General features: G+C 66.7%; 22 protein-coding genes and 1 riboswitch. Of the genes, 5 read left to right on the forward strand and 17 right to left on the reverse strand.

Translation table 11 applies throughout. The features are described from left to right. Positions 1 to 87: 87 nt before the first annotated feature. The 6 genes from HGB51_RS19100 to HGB51_RS19125 form a co-directional block, all read right to left on the reverse strand. Positions 88 to 1,845: a pectinesterase gene (locus HGB51_RS19100; protein WP_141739201.1), complete on the reverse strand. Its 1,758-nt coding sequence runs from the start codon at positions 1,843 to 1,845 to the stop codon at positions 88 to 90. Further along, positions 1,842 to 3,212, reverse strand: coding sequence for an alpha/beta fold hydrolase (locus tag HGB51_RS19105; protein ID WP_246233701.1), 1,371 nt, complete (start codon positions 3,210 to 3,212; stop codon positions 1,842 to 1,844). The genes HGB51_RS19100 and HGB51_RS19105 overlap by 4 nt, the downstream gene beginning before the upstream one ends. Positions 3,213 to 3,324: 112 nt before the next feature. Further along, a complete protein-coding gene (locus HGB51_RS19110; RefSeq protein WP_256123633.1) occupies positions 3,325 to 5,034 on the reverse strand; it encodes a PAS domain-containing hybrid sensor histidine kinase/response regulator in 1,710 nt (569 codons plus the stop codon). A gap of 184 nt (positions 5,035 to 5,218) precedes the next feature. After that, positions 5,219 to 5,425, reverse strand: coding sequence for a hypothetical protein (locus HGB51_RS19115; RefSeq protein ID WP_070209238.1), 207 nt, complete (start codon positions 5,423 to 5,425; stop codon positions 5,219 to 5,221). Further along, positions 5,422 to 5,775, reverse strand: a complete 354-nt coding sequence (locus tag HGB51_RS19120) for a SymE family type I addiction module toxin (RefSeq protein ID WP_070209237.1) — start codon at positions 5,773 to 5,775, stop codon at positions 5,422 to 5,424. Before HGB51_RS19120 ends, HGB51_RS19115 begins: the two co-directional genes overlap by 4 nt. A 567-nt stretch (positions 5,776 to 6,342) precedes the next feature. Beyond that, a complete protein-coding gene (locus HGB51_RS19125; protein ID WP_141739219.1) occupies positions 6,343 to 6,783 on the reverse strand; it encodes a hypothetical protein in 441 nt (146 codons plus the stop codon). A 164-nt stretch (positions 6,784 to 6,947) separates the two neighbouring features. On the opposite strand from HGB51_RS19125, the gene HGB51_RS19130 reads away from it, so the two are divergent. From HGB51_RS19130 to HGB51_RS19140, 3 genes are read left to right on the forward strand one after another with little or no spacing between them, the layout of a single operon-like run. After that, positions 6,948 to 7,580: a TetR/AcrR family transcriptional regulator C-terminal domain-containing protein gene (locus HGB51_RS19130; RefSeq protein ID WP_084739086.1), complete on the forward strand. Its 633-nt coding sequence runs from the start codon at positions 6,948 to 6,950 to the stop codon at positions 7,578 to 7,580. A 46-nt stretch (positions 7,581 to 7,626) separates the two neighbouring features. After that, a complete protein-coding gene (locus HGB51_RS19135; protein ID WP_070209235.1) occupies positions 7,627 to 8,724 on the forward strand; it encodes an efflux RND transporter periplasmic adaptor subunit in 1,098 nt (365 codons plus the stop codon). Then, positions 8,721 to 11,786 carry an efflux RND transporter permease subunit gene (locus tag HGB51_RS19140; RefSeq protein WP_070209234.1) on the forward strand — a complete coding sequence of 1,022 codons (3,066 nt, stop codon included), beginning with the start codon at positions 8,721 to 8,723 and terminating at the stop codon, positions 11,784 to 11,786. The genes HGB51_RS19135 and HGB51_RS19140 overlap by 4 nt, the downstream gene beginning before the upstream one ends. Positions 11,787 to 11,968: 182 nt before the next feature. Here the strand turns inward: HGB51_RS19140 and HGB51_RS19145 are convergent, their stop codons facing one another. The 6 genes from HGB51_RS19145 to HGB51_RS19170 all read right to left on the reverse strand — a co-directional run bounded on the left by HGB51_RS19145 (position 11,969) and on the right by HGB51_RS19170 (position 17,586). Continuing rightward, a complete protein-coding gene (locus HGB51_RS19145) occupies positions 11,969 to 12,379 on the reverse strand; it encodes a VOC family protein (RefSeq protein WP_070209233.1) in 411 nt (136 codons plus the stop codon). After that, entirely contained in the window at positions 12,376 to 12,849 is a 474-nt protein-coding gene (locus HGB51_RS19150) for a helix-turn-helix transcriptional regulator (RefSeq protein ID WP_070209232.1), read from the reverse strand. The genes HGB51_RS19145 and HGB51_RS19150 overlap by 4 nt, the downstream gene beginning before the upstream one ends. A 10-nt stretch (positions 12,850 to 12,859) precedes the next feature. After that, positions 12,860 to 13,444, reverse strand: coding sequence for a nicotinamide riboside transporter PnuC (pnuC, locus tag HGB51_RS19155; protein WP_171966930.1), 585 nt, complete (start codon positions 13,442 to 13,444; stop codon positions 12,860 to 12,862). Beyond that, entirely contained in the window at positions 13,441 to 15,591 is a 2,151-nt protein-coding gene (locus HGB51_RS19160) for a TonB-dependent receptor (protein WP_070209231.1), read from the reverse strand. The genes pnuC and HGB51_RS19160 overlap by 4 nt, the downstream gene beginning before the upstream one ends. Before the next feature lie 67 nt (positions 15,592 to 15,658). Then, a riboswitch (TPP riboswitch) is annotated at positions 15,659 to 15,754 on the reverse strand. Between the two features lie 41 nt (positions 15,755 to 15,795). Beyond that, complete coding sequence (locus HGB51_RS19165) at positions 15,796 to 16,932, reverse strand: phosphotransferase enzyme family protein (RefSeq protein WP_425505395.1); 1,137 nt, start codon at positions 16,930 to 16,932, stop codon at positions 15,796 to 15,798. Positions 16,933 to 16,947: 15 nt separating this feature from the next. After that, complete coding sequence (locus HGB51_RS19170) at positions 16,948 to 17,586, reverse strand: response regulator (RefSeq protein WP_171966931.1); 639 nt, start codon at positions 17,584 to 17,586, stop codon at positions 16,948 to 16,950. Between the two features lie 78 nt (positions 17,587 to 17,664). Here HGB51_RS19170 and HGB51_RS19175 point away from each other — a divergent pair, with 78 nt between their 5' ends. Then, complete coding sequence (locus HGB51_RS19175; protein ID WP_070209551.1) at positions 17,665 to 21,243, forward strand: ATP-binding protein; 3,579 nt, start codon at positions 17,665 to 17,667, stop codon at positions 21,241 to 21,243. Positions 21,244 to 21,334: 91 nt separating this feature from the next. Here HGB51_RS19175 and HGB51_RS19180 read toward each other — a convergent pair whose 3' ends face one another. The 3 genes from HGB51_RS19180 to HGB51_RS19190 all read right to left on the reverse strand — a co-directional run bounded on the left by HGB51_RS19180 (position 21,335) and on the right by HGB51_RS19190 (position 24,160). Next, positions 21,335 to 21,718 (reverse strand): c-type cytochrome, encoded by a 384-nt coding sequence (locus HGB51_RS19180; RefSeq protein ID WP_070209550.1) that lies wholly within the window; start codon positions 21,716 to 21,718, stop codon positions 21,335 to 21,337. Between the two features lie 7 nt (positions 21,719 to 21,725). Beyond that, positions 21,726 to 23,402 (reverse strand): electron transfer flavoprotein-ubiquinone oxidoreductase, encoded by a 1,677-nt coding sequence (locus HGB51_RS19185; protein ID WP_070209549.1) that lies wholly within the window; start codon positions 23,400 to 23,402, stop codon positions 21,726 to 21,728. A gap of 257 nt (positions 23,403 to 23,659) precedes the next feature. Further along, complete coding sequence (locus HGB51_RS19190; RefSeq protein ID WP_070208680.1) at positions 23,660 to 24,160, reverse strand: GNAT family N-acetyltransferase; 501 nt, start codon at positions 24,158 to 24,160, stop codon at positions 23,660 to 23,662. Positions 24,161 to 24,301: 141 nt separating this feature from the next. On the opposite strand from HGB51_RS19190, the gene HGB51_RS19195 reads away from it, so the two are divergent. After that, positions 24,302 to 25,465 (forward strand): acyl-CoA dehydrogenase family protein, encoded by a 1,164-nt coding sequence (locus HGB51_RS19195; RefSeq protein WP_070208702.1) that lies wholly within the window; start codon positions 24,302 to 24,304, stop codon positions 25,463 to 25,465. Positions 25,466 to 25,469: 4 nt separating this feature from the next. Here HGB51_RS19195 and trmL read toward each other — a convergent pair whose 3' ends face one another. Both trmL and HGB51_RS19205 read right to left on the reverse strand, forming a co-directional pair. Beyond that, the gene (trmL, locus tag HGB51_RS19200) at positions 25,470 to 25,949 is read right to left on the reverse strand and encodes a tRNA (uridine(34)/cytosine(34)/5-carboxymethylaminomethyluridine(34)-2'-O)-methyltransferase TrmL (protein WP_070208681.1); all 480 of its coding nucleotides are present in this window, start codon (positions 25,947 to 25,949) and stop codon (positions 25,470 to 25,472) included. Between the two features lie 28 nt (positions 25,950 to 25,977). Then, on the reverse strand, positions 25,978 to 26,448 hold the full coding sequence (locus HGB51_RS19205) for an XAC0231 family protein (RefSeq protein WP_070208682.1): 471 nt from the start codon (positions 26,446 to 26,448) through the stop codon (positions 25,978 to 25,980). Positions 26,449 to 26,762 lie beyond the last annotated feature (314 nt).

The raw sequence follows: 26,762 nt of genomic DNA on the forward strand, positions 1-26,762 counted from the left end.
GGCGACACCATTTTCCACAAATTCAATTGGTTACGTTCAGCCGCCTCTCGGTGTGGTGGGATATTGTTTGTCGCTGGCCAAGCGAAGTCACTCCCCCGCCCGCGCTGACAGACTGTCCCAAATGCGTCCCTCACGCTGCGCTCCAGTGGTGACGTTGACTACCGCCTGCTCGCCGAGCCGATCACGCAGCTGCTGAAGATAGAGGCTGCGAGGTGTCACCACCTGGCCCATCGATTGCACGATCCCTGCTGGCTCCTCAGGCGGGAACTTCCCGAGAGCAATAGTGCCAACCTGCCCCACGCTCCAGTTCATCGCGAAGGGCGGCGCCTGGACGACGTAGGTATCGTGTTCGGTGTTCCAGAACATCTGCTGCGCGCCCGCCCACCCATGCCCGGTTCCGCTGTACCGGCGGTTCTGTGCCCGCAGCATGTATCCCTTGGTGTTGTCGTAAAGAGTGCCGGTAGACCAGCGATGATGCGGACCACTGTCATTGCTGTCGCCCACGGAAAGGCAGTCCAGGAACACATTGGGGCCGGGCACCCGTGCGCCGATGACGAAGGTATGCCTGCCACCCTGGTTGTAGCAGCGCTGGATCAGATTGAAGGCGGCGTTGCCTTCGTACAGGAACACATAGCGGCGGGCGCCTTGGGTTTCGCCATACCTTGGGTCCAGATAGGCGATGTCCTGCAGGGTATTGAACCGCACGCCGTTACGGGTAACGAATCCATGCGACACATAGCGCACGGTGACATCGCGAACCCACGAATTGTAAGTTGCACCCAAGCGGAGCGCGGTAAAGGGGCCGGAGTCGGCGGTGCCATTGGTCGTGCCCGTCTCGGGGTCACCTTCGAGGCGGAGGTCCTCAATGCCGACCTGGGAGATACGCACGGGATCCGTGCGGTAGACGCTGCCTCCACCGAAGCGCGCCTCGATGGCATCCATGATGGGGGCATCAAGGGTGATCGTGTCATGGTCCACCGCCGTGACGACGCGTTCGTTGTACACGGCGTAGTCGCTGGGCGTCCATCGGTATCGCGCGGTGTCGATGCCCTCGGGGCCCAGCCAGCGGGCATCGGGCTCTCTCACGATCGACACCGTGTCGCCCACCCGATAGCCGGCAGCGGAGGTCAACGTAATCCGCATCGCCCCCACCGGCACGTACTCCATGTTGATCGCGGTCCGGCGTGCGTCCAGTGCTGCGCGTGGCACCGCAGACTCGCTGGTCCCCACGTCAAGAATCTTGCCCTGCTTCCCGCTGACGTCGGAGCGGATCACCGTGCCGTCTGCGCCTCGACCCTCGCCGCGCAGCACCACGCCGCTGGCCCGGATGGTCAGTGTCCTGCTCAACCTGTAGTGGCCGCGCTGCAGCAGCACTGCACCGCGCAAGCCCCGGCTGTCCGTGGCACGTAGGGCCACCGCGTCAATGGCGGCCTGGATGCGCCGGTAGTCGTCACTCCCGTTGCCAGGCTCAAGGACCTTGATGACAGGAATGCTGGGGCGGGTAGGCAGACTGACGCCGCCTCCCTGGTAGCCAGCGCGGGAGAAGTCCGGGACGATGTTGCGCGCGTGATCGCTACCCCGCTCCGAATACAAGGCATAGCGCAACATGCCATCGCTGCCCAGATCTACCAAAGGTGCATCCTTGGCAGTGTTGATGGGATGGATAAATGCGCTGGTCTCAGAAGCAGGCGCTGCCGCTGAAAGAGTGGAGAACACGCAGACTGGCAACGCCACGAGCGTAAGCGCGAGGACTCTGCGAAACGCCGGCAGTGAAGGCATGCGGGCGACGAAGGCGCACAGCGCCTCACCAGAGCAAGCTGGCTTGAACCTGTAAATCTGCATCACAGCGTCGGCGGCTCCGCACAGCGCTCGGCCACCACACCGCCATCCACGAACGCGCCGACCGCCGCAACGAAGCAGTGCGGCGCTACCAGAGGAAGCAGATGCGCGCCTCGTTCCACCGTGTGGAAGGTGACTGCCCCCGACTTGCCGAGCGTGGCCGCATGTTCCACCGCACCGTCATACGAAGTGTTGGGATCAAGCGTGCCTTGCAGAATCAGCGTACGCGGCAGGGTTTCCGGGCTCTTGCCAAACCACGCATCGCGGGGATAGCGCGGGACGCTGCCGCTCACCAGTAGGCCGGGAATGGGGCTGACGAACAACGCGTCCTTTGCCTCTTTTTCAACCATGGACAGCGTGAGCTCCGGGCGCGCATTGTTCTCAGAGGCGGCGATAAGCATCACCAGCGGCAACGCTGGTTGATCGTTGCCACCCTGCCCGAGATTCCCCAACGCAAGTTTCCAGTCTTCGGTAGAGGCGCCCAGCGATCGAGCGTCGCCGTCCGAAAGGTCCTGCACGATCTGTGGAATACGATCACGCAGTGCCGGGAAGCTCAGCAGGGCGGCAAAGTAGCGGCGCAGATCACCGCCCGGCACGTCCTTCTGCCAAGCCGCATCCTTCACAGTCAACAACTTCCGATAACGCTCTAGGCTTTGCTCATCCATGCTCTGTCGACCCACCTGGTCGACCAGGGCCGTGCGCCGGCTGAGGTCCCATGTCTCGGTGGTCTCAAGAGGCACCAACCCATCGAGGATCAGGCCATCCACCTGCAACGTGTTGAGCTGGAGCGCCCGTAGCGCCAACTGGGTACCGTACGACACCCCGTAAAGCAGCACCTCACCGCCTCGATCCGCGCCTGACATCAACACGCCAAGGTCCTGCGCAGCTTCGGTAATGGAAAAGGCCGAGGTGCGCTGCAGATTGGCGTACATCTCACCGATGCAAGGGCCCCATTCCGCTCCCGCCAGCCCGGTACCGTCCGGACTGTCGGGCGATTCCTGGACGGGGCAGATGCGCGATGACCGGCCCGTGCCCCGGTGATCGGGGATGACCAGATCGAATCCGGGAAACGCACGCTGGTAGGCCTGGATCGTCGGGTAGAGCGACGGCCCTGACTCGCCCGGGCCGCCGGAAAGAAGCCAGACTTCACCGCGCCTGGCGTGCCCGGAGGTGGCCGGTATGCGCCGCAGGAACAGTGAGAGCTTCTCACCCGATGGATCTGCATGGCGCAGCGGAACACTCACCGTGAAGCACTTTGAACCACGCAGTGCAGGCGCTGCGTCACCGTCGCAGGCTTGTGCCTCCGGTACCGACGCATGGGAGATCAAAGGTGAGGCGGCAAGCAACAACGTCCACAGCACCTTGCGATACATCGGCCTTCCCCTGGCTTGAATGAGTACCAACACTGAGGGGAATGCAGGACCGAAGCTACTGCCGGAAGTAATCCCCGCCACTGCCGACATCTGCGCTGCGTGTCATCCACGGTCAGGACAAGGTGCGCCACACCTCGTCAGTCGCCTCACCATTCAAGGCCAGGTGCGCTGCTCTCGTCGGCGGCCGAATCGCCGCAGCAAGATCCCCCAGCGTGTAAGGCTTCCGCAGCAGCGCGAAGCCATGATCGGTTTCCCTTGCCAGCAGTTCGCTATACCCACTGGTCAGCACCACATGCAGATCAGGGTAGGCCGCCCGCAATGTCTTGGCGAGCTCCAATCCGCTGATCCCCGGCATCACCACATCAGAGAACACCGCGTGGTACCGCGCATGGTTCTGCTCCAGCTCAGCCAACGCCTCGCTGCCGTTGCGGGCCAGGTGAACGCCACATCCCAGCTCGCGCAACGCCGAAACCGCGAACTCGGCAACGTCCACGTTGTCTTCCACCACCAGCACATTCAACCCATGCGCATCCTGCAGCGACCGCGTGCCAGAAGCAGCATCAGCTGCGACCGCCTGGTTCGTAAGTGGCAGGTAGAGCACGAACGTGCTGCCTTCGCCCACCGTACTGGTTACATCCACCTCGCCCTCAGACTGCTTGACGAAGCCGAACACCTGGCTCAGGCCCAGCCCGGTCCCTTCGCCAACCCCCTTGGTGGTGAAGAATGGATCGAAGACCTGGCTCATCACCGATTCTTCGATGCCGCAGCCGTCATCGCTGACCGATACGGCGGCGAAGGCACCTTTCAAGGGCGGTGCAAACCGCACCGAAGGCATCGTCTCGACCCTGCGCAGGCAGATGCGCACCGTGCCGTGCTGCGGGATCGCATCGCGCGCGTTGACGGCCAGGTTGATCAGCGCGGTGTCCAGCTGGGTCTTGTCCAGCAACACGTGCAGCGGCTCGTCCGGAAGGTCCAGCTCCAACCCGACCCGGCCGCCGAGCAGGGTGCGGACAATATCACCAAGGCCTTCCACACCCTTGCCAAGCTCAAACACCTGCGGTGACAGGGTCTGCCTGCGCGAGAAGGAAAGCAGATGTGAGACAAGGCTGGTCGCGCGGTCTGCCGCCGCACCGATGGCCTCGATATGCCGACGTTGCCGCTCATCGCGCGGTATGCCGTGGCGGAGCATGTCCACCGAGCCGCTTATGACCTGCAGCAGGTTGTTGAAATCGTGTGCCACGCCACCCGTCAATTGGCCTATCGCCTCCAGCTTCTGCGACTGGCGCAGCTGCTCGCGCGCCCGGACCAGCTCAGCATGCGCCTGGCGGGCCTCTTCGCTGATGGCCTCCACCTGTCGAGAATGCTCGTTGCGCTCGGAGACGAACTCCGTCTGGTCGCTCACCACGCACAGGATGCCGCCCACGCTGCCATCGGCCACGCGGATGGGTGAGTACGAGAATGTCCAGAAGGTCTCCCGGCGCGTGCCATCGCGGTCCATGAAGACGCGCAGGTTGCGGAAGGTTCTATGCGTGCCGGCCATGGCATCGGCAATGGCGCCGCCCAGTTCTTCCCACACGTCGTGCCAGACGACCCTGACCGGGGTGGCCATCGCGCCGGCAAGCTTGTTGCCCATCCATGGCGCGAAGGCATCGTTGAAGTAGAACAGGTTGTCCGGGCCCCACGAGATCCACAGCGGCTCGGGGCAGTCGAGCATCATCGTCAGTACGGTGCGAAGCTCTGGCGGTGCCGATTCGGCCAGGCCTGCATGGACCCAGTCGCTGTCCTGGAGCAGGCGATAGGCCTGGGAGTCGGGTGAGGACACCGGTAGATCGCAATGCCGCATGTGATGACCTGTTGTACGCGTCGCAACAGGGTAAGCGGAAACCGTTGACGCTGCGTGACGGTCGCCCTGCACGCTTGGGCCTCTGTGGATTGGTGCCCATGCAACCCACAGAGGTCACGCACCAGGAGACAGCCTTAATGCCGTTCCGTCTGCTGGCACGCTTTCACGGCCCGGTCGTAACGCTGAGGTCGATGGACTTGGGGTTATCCGCCATCGAGATGTAGCTGCTGATCATCTGCCTCAACAGCAGGGAGGGGTTCTGGTTCAACCGCCATGCCGCCAGGCGGAACTGATAGAGCACTACCGGGCTCAGCTCCACCTTGATCGCGACGCGCCGGTTGACTGCGTACAGGATGCCTTCGAGATTCACATCAGGCTCCCGTTGGGACAGATGGGCAGGCGGTCTGCTTCCACCATGGTGTGGTGGATCTGGCGTTCCAGCGTTCGCGGTACGCCCGGACGCGGCAGCTTGGGGTGGTCCAGGACGGTGAGGGTGATGACGCCGTCCTGGGCGTCGATCTTCAGCTTGGCGCCCGCGTTGAATCCCATGTCGCGCAGCCAGCGGCCGCGCAGTTTCAGGAACGGGATGGTGACTTCGTCCTCGAACTCCGACGGTGGCGAGCAGGACTTCGCGGTGCCGTTGCAGCTGTGTTCGGTCTCCGGCCGGGGTGGGCGCGGCGTGCGATCGAAAGAGGGTGCTTCTTCCCAGTGCCTTTGCATGATGGACCTCCTGTAAGGATCACGCCTCGCCGGGATGGCGAGGCGGTCGGGAGGTTGGAAACCGACTAGCAGCATGCGGCGGGCGTATTTCCCCAGTGAGGGTGTTGTATTAGCCACCCTCCCGACCATGGGACGTCCATCATTCTGCTGCTAGTCGGAGTTTCCACGCTCCTTGTGGTCACCTTGCACCTCGCGGTAGGAGGGGAGAAGTTGATTTTATTCATCGATTTGCGAGTTTCGGTAGGCACACTCAATGCACGACGCGATCGACCTGTTGTGGTGACCAAATCTGGGATGGAGTTCGCGATTGTTTGTGCCGTGGTAGTCGGTGCAATCAATAAAATCGATTGCTCTCGGGCGATGCAGTCAACGGTAGGGTCGGTCGAGAGACGACCGCCGATAGCGATGATCAGCGCGGCGAACGCTTGAGCCTTCGACGGAGAAGAGCGCGAACCCGGTCAGGGTCATGCCTCCCGGCTTCGATGATCGTTATCGGCAGGGCGCTCCTTCGCATCCTGCGAACGCGCCACTAGTGCATCCATGCACGTCGTCGTCTGGGGAGCGACCCTACCGGGGTGGGGCTTCGCTTGTCCGGATCAGGTCGCCCTTCAGCCTGGCTTTGTCACCGTTGACGCGAACCTTGGTTACGTCTGCCGGTAGACCGGAGATCAGAAATCGCGCGCGGTACTCGCAGATGCATGCCGCCATGTCGCCGCCGCTGCTGCTCAGGGTGTAGTCCAGCTTCAGCGTGTTGCCGTCCACCCTGGCCTTGCCGTTGCTGCCTTGGTCGTAGCCGCAGCCAGCGGGATTGCGGACCAGGAAGGTGGCAGCGCCGGGGGTGCCGCTCACTGTCACTTCCGGGTCGTAGATGGTTTCGTTCCAGTCGCCTGCGCAACCAAGGTATTCGAACTCGGTGAGCAGGCCGGTGCCGGTCTCGGTCTTGTATCCGCAACCGGTGAGGACCATGGCGAGGGCGATTCCGACGATGGCGGACGCTGGTCGTTTCATGAGCGTAGGTACCTTTCCATGTGCGCGTCCTTCGAAACCTGTTCCATTCAGGTGAAGGCGAGCGTGCAGTGCGCGGCGAACCGACGTCAACCTTGGCCCCTGTTGCATCCCCCAACCTAACACTGTTAGATTCGCCCCCTAACAACGTTAGGTAACCACGCCCAGTGCGCCAGCCCATCGCCCGGGACAACATCGTCGCGGCCGCCTTCAAGCTTCTGGACGAAGCCGGCATGGAGGGCGTGACCCTGCGCAAGGTGGCCTGCACCCTCGGCATCCGGGCGCCCTCGCTGTACTGGCATTTCAAGAGCAAGCAGGCGCTGGTGGACGCCATGGCCGACGCGATGATCGTGGACGTGGCCCGCAACATCCCCGAAGGCCAGCCCTGGCGGCAGACCCTGCTGCAGATCGCGCGCGAGTTCCGCACCGCGTTCAAGGCCCGCCGCGATGGCGCGCGGGTGTATGCCGGCACCTTCCTCGCCACTGAAAACGTGCTGCGGGTTGGCGAAACCAGCATCGCCGCCCTGGTCGGTGCCGGGGCGTCTGTCCGCCTGGCCGCGACCGCGCCGATGGACCTGGTGTACTACACGATGGGCTTTGTGATTGAAGAACAGTCCTGGCCCGGCGACGGCAGCATGGAGGCGCTCGGTGAGTCCTTCATGGCGCTGGCCGAGGCGCGCTTCCCGCACTGCTGGAGCGCGCGCGAGGTCTGGAGCGAGGTCGACTTCGACACGCGCTTCGAACAGGGCCTGGGCCTGCTGCTGGACGGCATTGAACAGCGCCTGGCCAGCGCCGCCTGAATCCCATTTTTCCTTACTACCGCTGCTCCGACACGGAAGCTCACTGATGCGCGCCTCACTTTTCCGCTGCACTTCCCTCCTGCTGGTGGCAGCCATGCTCGCCGCCTGCGGCAACAAAGACGACAAGGCTGCCGCCGACGCTGCGGCCAGCTCCGCGCTGCCGGTGTCGCTGGCCACGGTGCAGCAGCAGACCATGGCGCGCACGGTGCTGGTGTCCGGCCCGGTCACCGCCTATGAGGAAATGCAGCTGGGCGTGGAAATCAGCGGCCAGCGCGTGACCGCATTGCCGGTGGACGTCGGCCAGTGGGTGAAGAAGGGCCAGGTGCTGCTGCAGCTGGACCACCGCACGCTGGACAGTGAGCTGGCCCAGGCCGATGCCTCGTTGAAGCAGGCGCAGGCAGCGCAGGAACTGGCGCGGCTGAACTACCAGCGTAGCGAGAAGCTGGCCGCGCAGAAGCTGATCAGCGAAAGCAGCCTGGACGAGCTGCGCGCCAACCGCATCAATGCCGAAGCGCAGACCGCCACCGCCCGTGCCTCGCGCGACGCGGCGCAGCTGCGCCGTGACTTCGCCGACCTGCGCGCGCCGGCCGATGGCCTGATCTCCAAGCGCCTGGTGCAGCCCGGCCAGGTGGTCTCGGCCGGGACCGAGCTGCTGCGCCTGATCCGCGACGGCCGCCTGGAATGGCGTGCCGAGCTGCCCGAAGACCAGCTCACCGGCGTGGCCGTGGGCAATACGGTGGAGCTGCCGTACGCCGATGCCGTGGTCACCGGCCGCATCCGCGCGGTCACCCCGGGCGTGGACGCGCAGACCCGCACCGGTACGATCTTTGCCGACCTGCCCGAGCCGGGTACGCTCAAGCCGGGCGTGTACGTGGAAGGCCGCGTCGTCATCGGCGAAGGCCCGGCGCTGACCGTGCCCACCGCGGCGATCGTGCAGCGTGATGGCCACAGCTACGTATTCACCGTGAACGACAAGCAGCAGGCCGCGCGCCTGCGCGTGCGCACCGGCCAGGCCGTGCAGGGCCGCACTGCGATCCTGGACGGGCTGAAGGCGGGCGACCGCGTGGTGGTGGAAGGCGCCGGGTTCCTCGGCGAGGGCGACCGCGTGCGCGTGGTGGCTGATGCCAAGGCAACCGCCAAATGAACATTTCTGCCTGGGCGATCAAGCGCCCGTTGCCTGCGCTGCTGATCTTCTTCGTGTTGTGCGTGGCCGGCCTGTGGGGCTTCTACCAGCTGCCGGTGGCGCGCTTCCCGGACATCGCCTTCCCGATGACCACGGTCACCGTGACCCAGCCGGGCGCTTCGCCCAGCCAGCTGGAAGCGGAAGTCACCCGCAAGGTGGAGGACTCGGTCGCCACGGTGAACAACGTCAAGCGCGTGATCTCCTCGGTCAGCGAAGGCGTGAGCACCACCACGATCGAGTTCCAGCTCGAGGCGGACCTGGCCACCGCGCTGGACGATACCCGTGACGCGGTCACCCGCATCCGCACCGACCTGCCGCAGGACATCCAGGAACCGGTGATTTCCAAGGTGGACATCGGCGGCTCGCTGATGACCTATGCGCTGGTCGCGCCGCATATGACGCCGGACGAAGCCAGCTGGTTCGTCGACCGCGACATTTCGCGCGCGATGTACGGCGTGCCGGGCGTGGCGCGGGTCACCCGCGTCGGCGGCGTGCAGCGCCAGGTACGCGTGGACCTGGACCCGAACGCGTTGATCGCGATGGGCATCACCGCCGGCGACGTCTCGCAGCAGCTGGCGCGCATCCAGGTCGAGCGTGCCGGTGGCAAGGCCGAGATCGAAGGCGCGCAGCAGACCATCCGCACGCTGGGTACGGTAGGCGACGCGCAGCAGCTGCGCGACTACTCCATTGCGCTGCCGGATGGCCGCGCGGTGCGCCTGTCGACGCTGGCCACGATCACCGATGCCGCAGCCGATCCCACCGAAGCCGCGCTGCTGGATGGCGAGAAGGTGGTGGCGTTCTCGATGTCGCGTACGCGCGGCTCCAGCGAAGTGAAGGTGGAAGCCGGCGTGCATGCGGCGCTGGACAAGATCAAGGCCGAACAACCGGGCATCGACTTCCGGCTGGTCACCACCGCCATCGATGAAACGCACCGCTCCTACGATTCGTCGATGACGATGCTGTGGGAAGGCGCGCTGCTGGCGCTGCTGGTGGTGTGGCTGTTCCTGCGCGACTGGCGCGCGACCTGGGTCTCCGCACTGGCACTGCCGCTGTCGATCATTCCCACGTTTGCGGTGATGTACTTCTTCGGCTTCACGCTGAACATCATCACCCTGCTGGCGTTGTCGGTGGTGGTCGGCATCCTGGTCGACGATGCCATCGTGGAAATCGAAAACATCGTGCGCCACCTGCGCATGGGCAAGCCACCGCTGGAAGCGGCGCGTGAAGCGGCCGGCGAGATCGGCAATGCCGTGATCGCCACCTCGCTGACCCTGGCGGCGGTGTTCGTGCCGGTGGCGTTCATGCCCGGCATTGCCGGCAAGTTCTTCCGCGAATTCGGTTGGACCGCGGCGACGGCGGTGCTGTTCTCGCTGCTGGTGGCGCGCCTGCTCACCCCGATGATGGCGGCGTACCTGCTCAAGCCGCATGGCGAGGAGAAGCCCGAATCGAAGTTGATGACCTGGTACCTGGGCTGGGTGGACAGGGCGCTCCGTTACCGTGGCCGCACGCTGTGGCTCGCTACCGGTCTGTTCGTGGCCTCGCTGGCGCTGGTGCCGCTGATCCCGGCCACCTTCATTCCGCAGTCCGATCTGGGTCGAAGCAATCTCAACCTTGAACTGCCGCCGGGCACCCGTCTGCAGGAAACCGTGGACGTGGCCGAGCGCGCCCGCGCGCTGCTCAAGGACATGCCCGAGCTGAAGCAGGTCTACACCGCCGTGGGCGCAGTGCTCGACCTGGGCGACCCCAGCGCTACCGGCGTGGGCGAGCCGCGCAAGGCCACCCTGATCCTCGACTGGGGCGTGGCCGATGACCGCGACCGCGACCAGCGCGCGTTGGAACGCGACGCGCGCGAGCGCCTGGCCAACCTGCCCGGCGTGCGCGTGAGCTACGTGAGTTCCGAGCCGGGCAACCTCCTGCAGCTGGTGCTCTCCGGCGACGACCCGCAGCGCCTGCAGGAGGCCTCCACCGCACTGGAGCGCGACCTGCGCAGCATCCAGGGACTGGGCAGCGTGACCTCCACCGCCTCGCTGCTGCGCCCGGAACTGCAGATCGTGCCGAATGCCGCGCGAGCGGCGGACCTGGGCGTGGCCACGCAGGACATCGCAGAAGCCGCGCGCATCGCCACGGCCGGTGACTACGAACAGCGCCTGGCCAAGCTCAACCTGCCGGATCGCCAGGTGCCGATCCGGGTGGGCTTCGCTGAAGCCGACCTCGCCAACCCGGCGCTGATCGGGCAGCTGCGCGTGCCCGGCCGCGATGGCCCGGTGCCGTTGGCGGCGGTGGCCGAGATCCGCCAGGGCAGTGGCCCGTCGCAGATCTCGCGCTACCAGCGCCAGCGCAACGTGACCCTCACTGCCGAGCTCAACGGCCGTCCGCTGGGCGATGTGATGACCGAAGTGCAGGCGCTGCCCAGCGTGAAGCAGTTGCCGCCGGGCGTGACCTTCCTCAACACCGGCGATGCCGAAGTGTTCGTGGAGCTGTTCATCGGTTTCATGCTGGCGATGGCGGCAGGGTTGATCTGCATCTACATGGTGCTGTTGCTGCTGTTCAACCACGCGCTGATGCCGGTGACCATCCTGGCGGCGGTACCGCTGTGCGCCGGCGGTGCGTTCGGTGCGCTGTTGATCACCCAGAACATGCTCTCGCTGCCGGCGTTGATCGGGTTGCTGATGCTGATTGGTATTGCCACCAAGAACTCGATCCTGCTGGTGGACTACGCGGTAATGGCCGAAGACGAGCAGGGCATGAGCCAGCATGACGCGCTGATTGATGCGTGCCGCAAGCGTGCGCAGCCGATCATCATGACCACCCTCGCCATGGGCGCGGGCATGATGCCGATCGCGTTGGGTTTCGCAGGCGATTCGAGCTTCCGCGCACCGATGGCGATTGCGGTGATCGGCGGGTTGATCACCTCCACGCTGCTCAGCCTGATCGTGATCCCGGCCGCGTTCACCGTGATGGACGACCTGGGCGAATGGATGTCCAAGAAGTTCCGCCACAAGTCCACGCACAAGACCGCGTAATCCGCGGTCGGTGTGGTGCAATGGTTTCGATCGGCACCGCGAGGACACACATGGCGTGTCACTACGCAGCGTGCCGACGCGGGTCGGCGAACATGTTCGTCACCCACGTAGCGACACGCCATGCGTGTCCCACGCAGCCCCAACCGATGCGGCCGCAACAGTCGGCCGCCATGCCGCCGGGCTTACCGCCCCGCGCGCTGGATCAACTTCCACCCATTGCCGGACGGATCGCGGAACCCCGCGTCCACCGTGCCGTAGCGCTCGGCCGGCTCCTGGTTGAACTCCACCCCGGCCGCAGACCAGCGCTCGTAGGTGGCCTTGCAGTCGTCCACGGTCATCACCAGCGGCGGCATCGCACCCTTGGCCACCAGCGCATTCAACGCCTGCGCCGTAGCCGCGTCATGCACCGGCGGGCCCGGGCGGAACAGGCCCAGCTGGAAGCCCGGCTGGTCCGGGTGCTGCACGGTCAGCCAGCGGTAGTCGCCGTTGCCGGCGTCGGTGTGGACGCTGAAACCCAGCTTGCCCACATAGAACGCCAATGCTTCTTCCTGGTCGCGCACATACACGCCTACCACTTCAATGCCCTGCTTCATGGAACCTCCGGTGTTGTGGGTGGTTCCTTTTTACGCCCCCCGCCGCCCGAGCGCTTCTCCGAAACTGAGGTATTGAGATCCGGCCGGCTGGCGGCGCGGGCAATGCACTCCGGAGCCTGCGCGGCAGTGCCCGGCAGCAGGCTGGCGCGCAGCTCGCCGGGGCTCTGCCCGGTGATGTCGCGGAAGATCCGTCCGAAGGTGCCCAGGCTGCTCCAGCCGGTCTGCAGCGCGATCTCGGTGATCGGCAGGTCGCTGTCGCGGCACAGCGCCACCGCGCGTTCGATGCGCCGGGTGAGCAGGTAGCGGTGCGGCGGCAGCCCGAACGCCTGCCGGAACTGCCGCGCGAAGTACGCCTCCGACACCGCACTGACCTGCGCCAGCCGCGCCACCGGCCACGCCTCGTGCGGGGCGCGGTCCATGTGGTCCTTGGCCCGCAGCAGCCGGCGCAGCAGTTCAGGGGTCTGGTTCATGCCGCCAAGGCTAGCGCGGTTTCAGTTCCGCGCCTTCATGGCTGGCGGCGGTCCAGGCGCGCAGCCCCATCACGGCCAGCCCGATGAACACCAGGTACAGGCCGGCGGTGACATCCAGCGACTTCACCAGGTACATGCCCACGTAGACAACATCGACCACGATCCACAGCCACCAGGTGGCCACGTGGCGGCGTGCCTGCCACCACTGCGCCACCAGGCTCAGCGCGGCCAGCATGGCGTCCAGCCAGGGCAGCGCGGCGTCGGTCCAGGTGTGCATGGCAAAGCCCAGCGCGATGCCGAACAGCACGCCCACGCCCAGGTCGCGCAGCAGCTGCGCGCGCGGCAGCGGCACGATCACGATCGCGCCGTCCTGTTCGGCATGCCGGTGCCAGCTCAGCCAGCCGTACAGCAGGAAGCCACCGAAGGCGACCTGCAGCAGGCTGTCCGAATACAGGCGCGCTTCGATGAACACCGTGGCGTACAGGCCCACCGCGACCAGCCCCACCGGCCAGGCCAGCATGCGCCGCCCGGCCATCAGCCAGACGCCGAGCAGGCTGGCCACCACCGCCGACCATTCGAGCACGGCCGCGCTCATAGCCCGAACGTGACCGACAGGCGCGCCTGGCGCGGTGCACCCGGGAACAGGTAGTAGTCGCCGGCGGTGCTGCCGGTGTCGCGCCAGTAGAAGCGGTCGAACAGGTTGTCCACCGATAGGCTCCAGGTAACGGGGTGCTCGCGCAGCTGATGCTGGAAGCGTACGCCGGCGTCGAATACGGAATAGGAAGGCGCCTTCACGCTGCCGTCCACGGTGGCGGCATTGGACGAGGCGTAACGCCAGCCGCCACTCACCGCCAACCCTTCAACGAAGGGCAGGGCGTAGTCCACGTGCACGGCGGTGCGCACCTTGGGCACGTTCACCAGCTGCTGGCCGTCGTAGTACGCGGTGCCGGCATCGCGTGCGCGCGCCTGCAGCAGGCTGGCGCTGGCATTCACGGTAAGCCGTTCGGTGACCTGCCCGTTGGCGGTGAGTTCCAGCCCGGTGTGGGCCTGGGTGCCTTCCTGTACGAAGGTGAAGCCCGCTTCGCTGTCGTCCGGCTTGGCGTACTGGAACGGCTGGCTGATGCGGAACACTGCCGCACCCAGCATCAGGCCGTCGGCCGCGGCGTACTTGATGCCCACTTCGCGCTGGCGCGACTGCAGGGCCGGCAGGAAGGTGCTGCCGTTGCTGGTCCAGAACGGCGCTTCCTGGCCCAGCGAGAGGCCTTCCACATAGCTGGCGTACACGTTGACGCGCTCGCTGGCCTGCCAGATCAGCGCGGTCTGCGGCAGGAACTGCGACATGCGGCTGTGCCGCTCCGGAACGCCACGCTTGTCGTAGGCACGCTCGTCCAGGCGCACGTAGCGGCCACCGGCCAGCCACTGCCAGTTGTCGCCGAAGTGCATGCGGTCCAGTGCGAACACCGCGCGCTGCCAGCTGTCCAGGCGCCGTGCGGACGGGCCCGGCTGCAGCGGCGAGGGGTCGAACACCGGCACCTGCGCGTCGGCGATGTTGGCGGTGCCCACGTACTCGTTTACGTTCTGGCGCTTGTCCACGGTGCGGTGGAACGCGCTCAGCCCGAGCGAGAGTTCATGCCGCACCGAACCGGTGGCGAAGCGGCCGCGCAGTTCGCCGCGTGCTTCGTCGTTGACGCGGGTGTCGTCGGGGCTGCGGTAGTCGTAGATGTCGTAATCGCCATTGGGGGCGAAGTAGTTGCCCGGCACGCTGCCATCCGCACACCCGGCGGCGTAGTAGCAGCCATAGGCGAAGGCGACGTTGTCGTCGATCACCGAACGGCTGTGGCCGACCGCCACGCGCGACTGCCAGTCCGGCGTGAAATCATAGGTATGCAGTGCAGTGATGTTGGTGCTGGCGATGCCGACCGGCTGCTGCCACGGCTGGTGGCCGAGCATGCGGCTGCGGTCCACGCCACGCGGCAGCACGCTGCCGCCGAGCAGCTGGTAGCCGCTGGCCGAACGCTGTGCGCTGGTCTGGTAGTTGGCGTCCAGCTCCAGCTTGCCGCGCTCGCCGATCAGCCAGTCGGCCGCCACCGAATAGAAGTTGCGGCGGCCATCGGCGTGGTCGATGTAGGAGGCGGTGTCGTCCCAGGCGGCATTCACCCGCACGCCGAAGCGCGGGGTGATCCAGGTGCCAACGTCGGCGGCGACATAGCGCGAGCCTTCCTGGTCGGTGGCGAGGGTGACGTTGCGCACCTCGGCCGGGCGCTTGCCCACGTAGTTGATGATGCCGCCCGGCGCCATCACGCCGGCGGCCAGGCCGGCCTCGCCCTTGAGGATCTCCACCTGCTGCACGTTCTCCAGCGCCAGGCGCTGTTCGCCGGCGATGGACAGGCCGTTGAAGCGGTAGCCGGTGGCCGGGTCCAGCGCGAAACCGCGGATGGCGATGTTCTGGTAGTAGCCCACCGGTGCGTAGCTGTCGCCCAGCGAGGCATCGTGCCGCGCCACTTCAGACAGCGTGCGCACCTGCAGCTGGTCCAGCAGCGCACGGTCCAGCACGTTGACCGAGGCCGGGGTGTTCTTCCAGTCGGCATTGCCGAAGCTGCTGCCCGGCGCGGTGGTCGCGGCCGGTTTGTTGGCCTGCACGCGCACGCCGGCCAGGTCGGTGGGCGACCGTTCGGCGGCATGCAGGGGCAGGGCGGCGCAGAGGGCGGCGGTCAGCAGCGTGAGGCGGTAGCAGCGGTTCATTCGATTCGTCATCAGCCAGAGGAGACGAAGCGAAGGCACGCGCGCGCACCGGCCCGGAACGGGGGTGCGCCTGCTGCTCAAAGCTCCCTACGCCGGTGCAAACCGGATCAGGTTCCAAGGGACTCTCTCAGCCTGGCAGATCCAGGCACCCCCGCTTCGGTGGTCATTTTCACACCAATCGGCCGCCGTGGCGAGCCCGGCGGTTCAGGCGGCGGCGTGCAGGGTGTCCAGCAGGGCCCATCCGGCGTCGCTGGAGAACCAGTCGGCATGGCCGAGCAGGAAGGTGTGGTAGGCCACGTCAGCGTTCGCTGGGGAGCCGGTAACCCCTTGGAAATACTCGACTTCCGACAAGGCAAAGTCGAAATGCACCAGCGGCAGCAGGTCGGCCAGCAGGTGCACCTGGGCGGCGGACAGCGGGCGTACCTGGCGGTAGCCGGCCAGCAAAGCCAGGGCGATCTCCGCGTGGGCGACCGGGCCGCCGCCCGCGTCGTCCAGCCAGGCTACGGCGTTGCGTTCGATCGCGGTGGCCAGGTCGAACAGCGCGCTGGCCGGGGAGGCCAGGCCGAAGTCGAACACGGTGGCCACCGTCGCGTCTGGACCGTGGCCGTGCCAGAGCAGGTTGGAGACATGCCAGTCGTTGTGGCCCCACAGCACCGGCTCGTGCTGCAGGTGCTCGCCGAGCGCCGTATGCCACGGCAGCACGGCGCGCTGCAGGTCGTGTTCCCACGGCTGCCGCGAAAGGTAATCGGCCAGCGCCGGCCGGGTCGGCAGTTCACTGCGCAGCACTGCCAGCGGATCGCGTGCGCGGATCAGGTCGTCGCGCGCCACCAGCAGGTGGGTGCTGCGCTGGGGTGCATGGTATTCACTGGCCGCCAGGTGCAGGCGCGCCAGCATGGCGCCGGCCGCGTGCGCATGCGCGGGGTCGTGCGGCGGTGTCCACGACGGCGTGTCGCGATACAGGTCGTGGCCGTCGCCCTGCGCATGCAGTTCGTAGGTCCAGCTGTCGCGTTCGAGCGCACTGGCGCCGTCGTGCGTGTGCAGCACCTGCACCACCGGCAGCCCGGCAGCGGCCAGGTGCGCGATGAAGCGATGTTCTTCGCCCAGCAGTGCGGCGGTGCGCACGCTGGCGTGGTGGCGTTTGAGGAAGCAACGCTGCGCGCCACACTGCACCAGCGCCGCGGCGGAAAACGGTCGTGGGCTGTGCCAGAGCACCTCGCACGCGCCTTCCAGCGCAGGGTAGTGCCCGCGCAGCCACGCCAGTTCGGTGTCATTGATCGCGGGCCAGTCGGCGGCTACCTGGTCGTTGTCCAGGCCCTGTACGTGGTGGTGGTCGTGCATCACGCGTTGAGCAATCGCCTAGAGCTTGTTGTCGCGCATGAAGTCGAACAGTTCCGCATCGCTGCGCAGTCCGAGCTTGAGCATGGCATCGCCCTTCTGGCGGCTGATGGTGCTCATGCTCTTGTGCAGCTTCTGCGCGATCGCCTTGACGGTGAGGCCACTGCTGAGCAGGCGCAGCACTTCCACTTCGCGTGGCGACAGCACGCGCGTGCGGTCGTCGCCGATGGCTTGGGTGCCGACCCGGTCGATGACTTCGCGGAGCTTGCGGCTGACATACGGCTGGCCGCGCGACACCGCCTGGATCGCCAGCGGCAACTCGTCCACCAGCGAGCCTTTGTCGAACAGACCGAGTACGCCGCTCTGGGCAACCATGCGCAGGATCGCGATGTTCTCGGTCACGCTCATCTGCAGCACGCGCAGGTCGGGATAGAGGCGCCGGATCTTCTCGATCATGCCAATTCCGTCAGCCTTGTCGGAGGTCGGCATCGAGTAATCGGTGATCAGCAGGTCGCACTCGTGCTCGGCCAGCGCGGCAAACAGTTCCTCCACGGTGGCGGCTTCCGCGACTACGGTGCCCACGCCGCTGGATTCGATTACCGATCTGGCGCCGAGCCGAACCACCTGGTGGTCGTCAGCGATGATTATGCGCAGGGTCATGGACTAGTATTGCCTTGAAGGCAGCGGCCCCAACGGGGCACGTCGCGTGGGCGGATCACTCCTGGGAGAACAGACAGCATGCGTACCTCGCTTGTTCGCTGGCTGGTCGTGCTGTGGCTGGGTTGGGCGCTGGGCGGTGCGGTCGCCGTCGCGGCGCCTGCTCCTGCCCCTTCGCTCTCACCGCGCCAGGCCGACTGGATCGAACGGAACCCTACCATCCTTTTGGGCTTGTACAACAGCGGATGGCCACCATTCGAAATGATGCAGAACGGCCGACCCGACGGGCTTGGCTATGACTACCTGATGCTGTTGACCCGGCAGCTGGGTGTGCAGGTGAAGGTGCGGGTATACCGGGACTGGGCCGCCGTGCTGGATGCGGCATGCCGGGGGGAGGTCGACGTGGTGATGAACATCACCCTGACCCCCGACCGGACCCGCTGCATGGTTTACACGGGGTCCTATGCCGACGCCCCGCTGGCGCTGGTCGGCCGGGTCGGCGACACCCGTACCTCGACCGACCCCGACCTGGCCGGGCTGCGGGTGGTGACCGAGCAGGAATTCCTGACCAGCGGCTCGGTCCGGGCCCGCTTCCCGGCCGCCCAACAGGTGACCGCGGCCAATACCCGGGCGGCCCTGTCCATGGTGGCCAGGGGCGATGCCGACGTGTACATCGGCAACGCGCACGTGGCCAGCACCCTGATCCGGCAGGATGGGATCGACGGAATTGCCCTGCTGCGGCCCAGCGACCTGCCGCCCGAGCGGCTGCACTTCGGGGTACCCAACGCGCGCCAGCCGCTGGCCGAAGCGCTGGACAGCGCCCTTTCCACGGTTACCGCAGCCCAGCGCGAAGCCCTGTACAAGCGCTGGCTGCCGCCGCTGCAGTGGTCCTCGCAGTCGCGCCTGATCCTCGGCGAAGCCGAGCGCAGGGTGCTGGCCACGCCGCTGCGCATGGGCTATGCGCCCACCGGTGCGCCGCTGTCGTTCATCGACGCGGCCGGCGAGCCCAGCGGCGTGGCCGGCGACTACCTGCGCCAGCTGCGCATGGTGGGCGCGCAGTTGAACCGGGTGCCGGCGCACGACTGGTTCGAGGTGCGCGAACAGATGCGCCGGGGCGATGTGGACGTGGTGATGGGCATGCCCAACGACGCCCATTACCTGGGCGACGACTGGGTGTTCAGCCAACCCTTCATCAGCGTGCCCAACGTGATCGTCACCCCCAACAACAGCCGCTCGGTGCTGGGCCTGGGCGACCTGGACGGGCGCAGCATCCTGCTTTCGGATCCCGAGCGCCTGCGCGGTTACATCCTGCAGTACGCCCCCAAGGCGCGGATCGTGCCGGCGCGCAGCGTGGACCAGGCATTGTCGCGATTGGCCAACGGGGATGCCGACGCCTATGTCGGTAACCTCGCGATGGTCGACCGGGTGGTGCGCGAGGTATACCCGGCCAAGCTGCATGTGGCGGCGCCGGCCGGTTTCAGCGATCAGCTCTCGCTGGCGGTGAAACGCCAGTACGCGCCGCTGGCCACCACCTTCGACCGCGTGCTGGCCAACATCACCCCACGCGAACAGGCGGCGATCCGTGGCGACTGGCTGCTGGCCGAATACCGCACCGGGCTGGACTGGCGTTCGGTGGCGCGCTGGGCAGTACCGCTGTCGCTGGTGCTGCTCACCGGCATTGTGGTGCATGGGTGGGGCTACTGGCGCCTGCGCCGCGAAGTGAGCATGCGGCGGCGATTGGAACAGCGGCTGGTGGAAGTGACCGACAACCTGCCGGCGATCGTCTACCAGGCACGCCGCGACAGCGACGGCCGGGTCACCTTCCCGTACATCACCGGCGACCTGCAATCGATGTTCGGGGTGAGTACCCAGGAGGTCATTGCCGATGAAACCCGCCTGGCCGACAAGATCGACCCGCGCGACCGCGAGGCGGTGCACGCGGCGCTGATCGAAGCCGCGCGTGACTTCTCCGCACTGGACCTGGAGTTCCGCACCAGTCCGCACGGGGTGGTGCGCTGGGTGCGCACGCGCGCGCTGCCGTATGCGGCCGCCGACGGCGCGGTGCTGTGGAGCGGGTACTGGGTGGACGTGACCGAAGCGCGCGCACAGGCCGACGCATTGGCGGCGGCCAAGTCCGATGCCGAACGCGCCACGGCGGCCAAGTCGAATTTCCTGGCCACCATGAGCCACGAGATCCGCACGCCGATGAGCGGGGTGCTGGGCATGGTGGAGGCGCTCTCGCACACCGGGCTGGACGGCGAACAGCGGCGCATCATCAGCGTGATCGAAGACTCGGCGCAGATGCTGCGGCAGATCCTGGACGACATCCTCGACTATTCGCGCATCGAAGCTGGTGCGCTGCCGCTGGAACCACAGCCTGTGGCGCTGCGCACGTTGCTGGACAACGTGCAGCAGCTGTTGTCGCCACAGGCCTCCAGCAAAGGCTTGTCGCTGAGCCTGGAGGTCGACCCGGCGGTGGCTCCGCAGCACCTGGGCGACGGCATGCGCCTGCGCCAGATCGTGTTCAACCTGCTCAGCAATGCGATCAAGTTCACCAACGAAGGGTCGGTCAGCATCGTGCTGTCGGTGGAGCGCGCCGACGACATCGCGCAGACCCTGCGCCTGGCGGTGATCGACACCGGCATCGGCATTTCAGCGGAGCAGCGCGAGCGGCTGTTCAAGCCGTTCGCGCAGGCCGATGTGGCCATTACCCGTCATTACGGCGGCACCGGGCTTGGCCTGAGCATCTGCCAGCGGCTGGTGGGGCTGATGCGCGGGAAGCTGGAGATGCAGAGCGAACCGGGCAAGGGCACCCGCGTGGACGTGGTGGTGAGCCTGCCGCTGGTGCCGGCCGACGCGGTGGCGCGCGATGACCAGCGCGCCGGCGGCGAGGTGGAGCCGCTGCCGGCGGGCCAGGCGCGGCGGCGCGTGCTGGTGGTGGAAGACCACCCCACCAACCAGGCGCTGATGCGCTGGCGCCTGCAGCAGCTGGGCCTGCAGCACGAGGTGGCGGTGGATGGCGAGGCGGCGCTGGCGCTGCTGGATGAGGCGCACTTCGACCTGGTGATCACCGATTGCCGCATGCCGGTGATGGACGGCTACACGCTGACCCGGCACATCCGCGAGCGCGAACGCGGCAGCGGCCAGCGCATGCCGGTGCTGGCGCTGACCGCCAGCGCGCTGGTGGAAGACGTGCAGCGCTGCCGCGAAGCGGGCATGGACGACCTGTTGGCCAAGCCAGTGGCGCTGGCGACGTTGCGCCAGGCATTGCGCCGCTGGCTGCCCTCCGACGAAGGCGATGCCGCGCCGGAACCGGAGCTGCCGCTGGCGGCGGCGGTACCGGCGGCGCCGCCGACGCGTGCGGCGATCGTGCGCCGGTTCGGGTCCGAGCACGTGGCGACGGTGCTGATCGACAGCATGCGCCAGGCCACGATCGATGACCTGGAGCGTGGCCAGGAAGCGCGCGCGCAGGATGACGTCAATACGGCGGTGGAAGTCCTGCACCGCATCGTCGGCGGGCTCGGCACGCTGGGTGCCGAGTCGCTGGCCGAGCAGGCGCGCGCGTTGATGCAGCAGATTCCGGAGCAGGGGATTGCGGCGAGCGCCGGGGGGATTGATGCGTTTGAACGGGCGCTGCAGGAGTATCTGGATAGTCTTTGACACGCCTGGTGCATGACACGCATGGCGCTTGACACGCATGGCGTGTCACTACGCGTAGCGGCACGCCATGCGTGTCCCACGCAATGCGTGATCACCGCTGCTGCGTCAGATACTCGATGACCAACCTGCGCCGCTCCGGATCCACCGTGGAATTCACCATCCGTGATCCGGGCACCACGGCCGACGGCGACCGCAGGAACGCGTCCAGGGTCTGCTCGGTCCAGACCAGGTCGGCCTTCTGCATCGCCGGCGAATACGGGTAGTTGCCCACGCTGCCGGCGCGACGCCCGACCACCCCATGCAGGTTCGGCCCGAAACGGTGCACGCCACCGGCATTGACCGTGTGGCAGCCACCGCAGATCGCGAACGCGCGCTGCAGGTCCTGCTGGTGGCGCTGCTCGGGCGTGGCCGGGGTGCGCGCGCACGCGCCCAGCAGCAGGCAGCACCCCAACAGACCGACCAGCAGCACCCGCATCGACGTGTTACATCCCCGAGTAGTTCGGGCCGCCGCCACCCTGCGGGGTGACCCACACGATGTTCTGGGTCGGGTCCTTGATGTCGCAGGTCTTGCAGTGCACGCAGTTCTGCGCGTTGATCTGCAGCTGTTCCTGGCCTTTGCCACCGACGAACTCGTACACCCCGGCCGGGCAGTAACGCGCTTCCGGGCCGGCGTATTCGGACAGGTTGATCCGCACCGGCACGCTGGCATCCTTCAGCGTGAGGTGCGACGGCTGGTCTTCTTCGTGGTTGGTGCTGCTCAGGAACACCGAGCTCAGCCGGTCGAAGGTGAGCACGTTGTCCGGCTTGGGGTAGGCGATCTTCGTGTGCTGCGACGCCGGCTCCAGGCACGCGTGGTCCGGCGTGCTGTGGCGCAGGGTCCACGGCGGGTTGCGGATGCCCAGCTTGGGCAGCAGCCACTGTTCGATGCCGGTCATCAGGGTCGCGACGTTGCGGCCCTTCTTGAACCACTGCTTGAAGTTCTTCGACTGCTTCAGCTCATCGTTCAACCAGCTGCTTTCGAACGCGGCCGGGTAGGCGCTGAGTTCGTCGCGCTGGCGATCTGCAACCAGCGCATCGAACGCGGCGTCGGCGGCGAGCATGCCGGTCTTGATCGCGGCGTGGCTGCCCTTGATGCGGCTGGCGTTGAGGTAACCGGCTTCGCAGCCGACCAGCGCGCCGCCCGGGAACACGGTCTTGGGCAGCGACAGCAGGCCACCGGCGGTGATCGCACGTGCGCCGTAGCCGATGCGCTTGCCGCCTTCCAGGTGCTTGCGGATGGACGGGTGCGTCTTGAAGCGCTGGAACTCCTCGAACGGGCTCATCCACGGGTTGCGGTAGTCCAGCCCGACCACGAAGCCCACTGCGACCTTGCCGCCGTCGGCGTGGTACAGGAACGAGCCGCCGTAGGTGTCGCTGTCCAGCGGCCAGCCGGCGGTGTGCACCACCAGGCCCGGTTCATGCTTGGCCGGATCGATCTGCCACAGTTCCTTGATGCCGATGCCGTAGGCCTGCGGGTCCTTGCCGGCGTCCAGCTGGAAGCGGGCGATCAGCTGGCGGCCGAGGTGGCCGCGCGAGCCTTCGGCGAAGACCGTGTACTTGGCGTGCAGTTCCATGCCGCGTTCGAAATTGGGGCCGTGCGAGCCGTCCTTGCGGATGCCCATGTCGCCGGTGGCCACGCCCATCACCGCGCCGTTTTCGTCGTACAGCACTTCGGCGGCGGCAAAACCGGGGAAGATCGCCACTTCCAGCGCTTCGGCCTGCTGCGCCAGCCAGCGGGTGACCTCGCCGAGGCTGATGATGTAGTTGCCTTCGTTGTGGAAGCACTCCGGCAGCAGCGCATGCGGGGTGCTGCGCGCGCCGTCTTCGGACAGGAACAGGAACTCGTCGCGGGTGACCTTCTGCTTCAGCGGCGCGCCGCGTTCGGCCCAGTCCGGGAACAGTTCGGTCAGCGCACGGGTGTCCATGATCGCGCCGGACAGGATGTGGGCGCCGGGTTCGGAGCCCTTTTCCAGCACGCATACCGACAGCTCGCGGCCGGCTTCGATGGCGCGCTGGCGCAGGCGGATCGCGGTGGCCAGGCCGGCCGGGCCGGCCCCGACGACAACCACGTCGAACTCCATGGCTTCACGCGGGGGCAGGGCAGTGGTCTCTTCGCTCATGGTGATGCGTAACTCGTGGGTAGTGCCGTCCCGGCCAGAGCCGGCGGCGGTTGCCTGGGAATCGCGCGCGACAGGTCACTGCGCAACTGCTGGATCAGGCCATCAGGGTACCGGTAGGAGCTGTTTAAGGCGAGATCGCCGACGTTCACGCGCGATGGTGCAACGCAGCATGTTGGCGCAGTCCAGGACCGTAGTGCCGGCCGCTGGCCGGCTCCAGGCGACACCCGGCACCACGAGGAGCCGGCCGGCGGCCGGCACTACGCGCTGAAGGACGCGTGGTAGGTGACCTCCGCATCCGGCCACTCGCCCCGCAGCAACCGCGCCTGGAAGTACTCCGCAGGCACCCCGGCCAGACGCAGGCGCGGCTCTGCGTGGAAGCCGAAACGGCCGTAGTACGTGGGGTCGCCCAATAACACGCACCCGGCCGCGCCCATTGCCTCAAGCGCCTCCATCGCCGCCTGCATCAATGCCGCGCCCACTCCCTGCCCCTGCCTCTCCGGCGCCACCGAGATCGGCCCCAGCCCATACCAGCCTTCGCTGCCATCGCTCAGCTGCACCGGTGAAAGCGCCACGTGCCCGACGATGCTGCCCGCGTCTTCCGCCACCAGCGACACCGCCAGCGCGCCGGCATCGCGCAGCGCGTCGACGATGTGCTGTTCGGTGTGGCTGCTGTGCGGGGCGTGTTCGAACGCGTCGCGGGTGAGGGCGTGGATCGCGTTGGCGTCGCCGGGACGCTCGCTGCGGATCTGCATGTGCAGGCCTCCTGTAAACGTTCATGGTAGTGCCGGCCGCTGGCCGGCTCCACGTACCGCCGGCAACACCAGGAGCCGGCCAGCGGCCGGCACTACCGGGCTGGTGTCACAATGGGGGCCCTGTTGCCGCCTGCGATGTCGCTGCCCATGGCCCTCAATCCGTACGATCTGTTCGATGTCCGCTCGCTGCTCAGCGAGGAGGAACGCGCCGTGCAGGCCAGCGTGGCGCGCTTCACCGACGAAAAGGTGCTGCCGATCATCGGCGACGCCTTCGACCAGGGCCGCTTCCCGGATGAACTGATCCCGGAGATCGCGTCGCTGGGCCTGCTTGGCTCCAGCCTGCCCGAGCAGTACGGCGGCGGCGGTTTGAACGCGGTGAGCTACGGCCTGATCTGCCAGGAACTGGAACGCGGCGACTCGGGCCTGCGCAGCTTCGTTTCGGTACAGAGCTCGCTGTGCATGTACCCCATCTTCGCCTACGGCAGCGAAGAACAGCGCCTGCGCTGGCTGCCGGACATGGCCGCCGGCCGGGTGATCGGCTGCTTCGGCCTGACCGAGGCGCACGGCGGTTCGGACCCGGCCGCGATGAAGACGCGCGCGGTGAAGGACGGCGGCGACTGGCTGATCAACGGCAGCAAGATGTGGATCACCAGTGGCCCGGTGGCCGACATCGCCATCGTCTGGGCGCATACCGAAGACGGTATCCAGGGCTTCGTGCTGGAGAAGGGCATTCCCGGCTTCACCACCCAGGAGATCAAGCACAAGATGAGCCTGCGCGCCTCGCTGACCGGCGCGCTGTTCTTCGACAACGTGCGCGTGCCCGAGCGCAACCGCCTGCCGAACGTGCAGGGACTGAAGGGGCCGCTGGGCTGCCTCAACCAGGCCCGTTACGGGATCAGCTGGGGGCCGATCGGCGCGGCGGTGGCCTGCCTTGACGAAGCGCTGGGCTATACCAAGGAACGCGTGCTGTTCGGGCGCCCGGTGGCGGCCACGCAGAGCGCGCAGATCAAGCTGGCCGACATGGCCCGGCGCATCACCACCGCGCAGCTGCTGTCGCTGCAGCTGGGGCGGTTGAAGGATGCGGGGCAGCTGCAGCCGCAGCAGGTCAGCCTGGCCAAGTGGAACAACTGCCGGATGGCGATCGACATCGCGCGCGAGTGCCGGGATCTGCTGGGCGGCGCGGGCATCACCACCGAGCACGTGGCGATCCGGCATGCGTTGAACCTGGAGTCGGTGATCACCTATGAGGGCACCGAGACCGTGCACCAGCTGGTGATCGGGCGCGAGCTTACGGGCATCAACGCGTTCTAGGCGATCAAGCGCCGCCAACAAACCCGTTCTGTCGCCAGGCCTCAAACATCACCACGGCCACGGTGTTGGACAAATTCAAACTGCGGTTGTCAGGCTGCATCGGCAACCTCAAGCGCCGCCCGTCGGGCAGCGCGTCCAGCACGTCCTGCGGCAGGCCGCGGGTTTCCGGGCCGAACAGGAAGGCGTCGCCGTCTTCGAACTGCTGGGTGTCATAACGCACGCTGCCGCGGGTGCTCAGGGCGAACAGGCGCTTGGGCGCGATGGCCTGCAGGAAGGTGTCCAGGTCTGGATGCACCTGCAGTCGGGCGTATTCGTGGTAATCCAGCCCGGCGCGCTTGAGCTGCTTGTCGCTCAGGTCGAAACCGAGCGGCTCGATCAGGTGCAGTCGCGCGCCGGTGTTGGCGCAGAGCCGGATCACATTGCCGGTATTCGGGGGAATTTCCGGCTGGAACAACACAACATGGAACGTCGGGGTGGCGGTCATTCGTACATGTTACGCCGCCAATCCCCGATTACGGACGGACCAGCACCGAGGCGGTTTCGACCGCGAAGGCCTGCAGGTCGTTCGGCGACGGACGCACCTGCAGGGTCGGCAGGTTGATGATCACGTCGCGGGCCAGCACGCCGGCGGCAGAAGCCAGGGCACCCATGTAGTCCGTGCTGCGATCGGCCTGTTCGGCGGCCAGCGCTTCGCGCTGTTCGGCGGTCGGGCGGACTTCAACGGCGGCCAGGGTGGTGACGCGGCGGCTGTCGGCCAGTTCGGCGCGGTATTCGGCAACCTGGCCGGCGGTCGGACGCACTTCCACCAGCGCCAGGGTCGGGATGCTGCTGGTGCGCTCGACTTCGGCCTGGGCCAGCTGGTCGGCGGAGGGACGGACCTGCACGGTCTGCAGGGTGGTGATGGCGGAAGCGGCATGCACGTTCGAAACAAACGCGGAGCCGGCAGCGAGGGCGATGGCGATTGCGATGGTCTTGGTGTTCATGACGGGGCCTGTTTAGTGTTGGTGAGCAGTGGTGTGGTAGTAAGGTAGTACACCGAATCTGGGGATGCAAGAACAATTTCAAGATTCCGTGTTTTGTTCAGCGATCAGTCATGTTCCGTTTGATCGCGTCCTTTCCGCACGTAGACCAATGCAGGCATCGTGCCAACTTTTAATCATTGATTTAAAAGGGTTTTATGGGTGTTCCAGAGTGTCCGCTGTCCGGACACCTGTCCGATCCCGCCCTGGGAAACTGTCCGGACAACGGTTCAGCCAGCCGCACACCCCGCCGCCGGGGTACCGGAACGGCGCGGAAA

The organism is Stenotrophomonas bentonitica, assembly GCF_013185915.1.
Taxonomy (GTDB): domain Bacteria; phylum Pseudomonadota; class Gammaproteobacteria; order Xanthomonadales; family Xanthomonadaceae; genus Stenotrophomonas; species Stenotrophomonas bentonitica.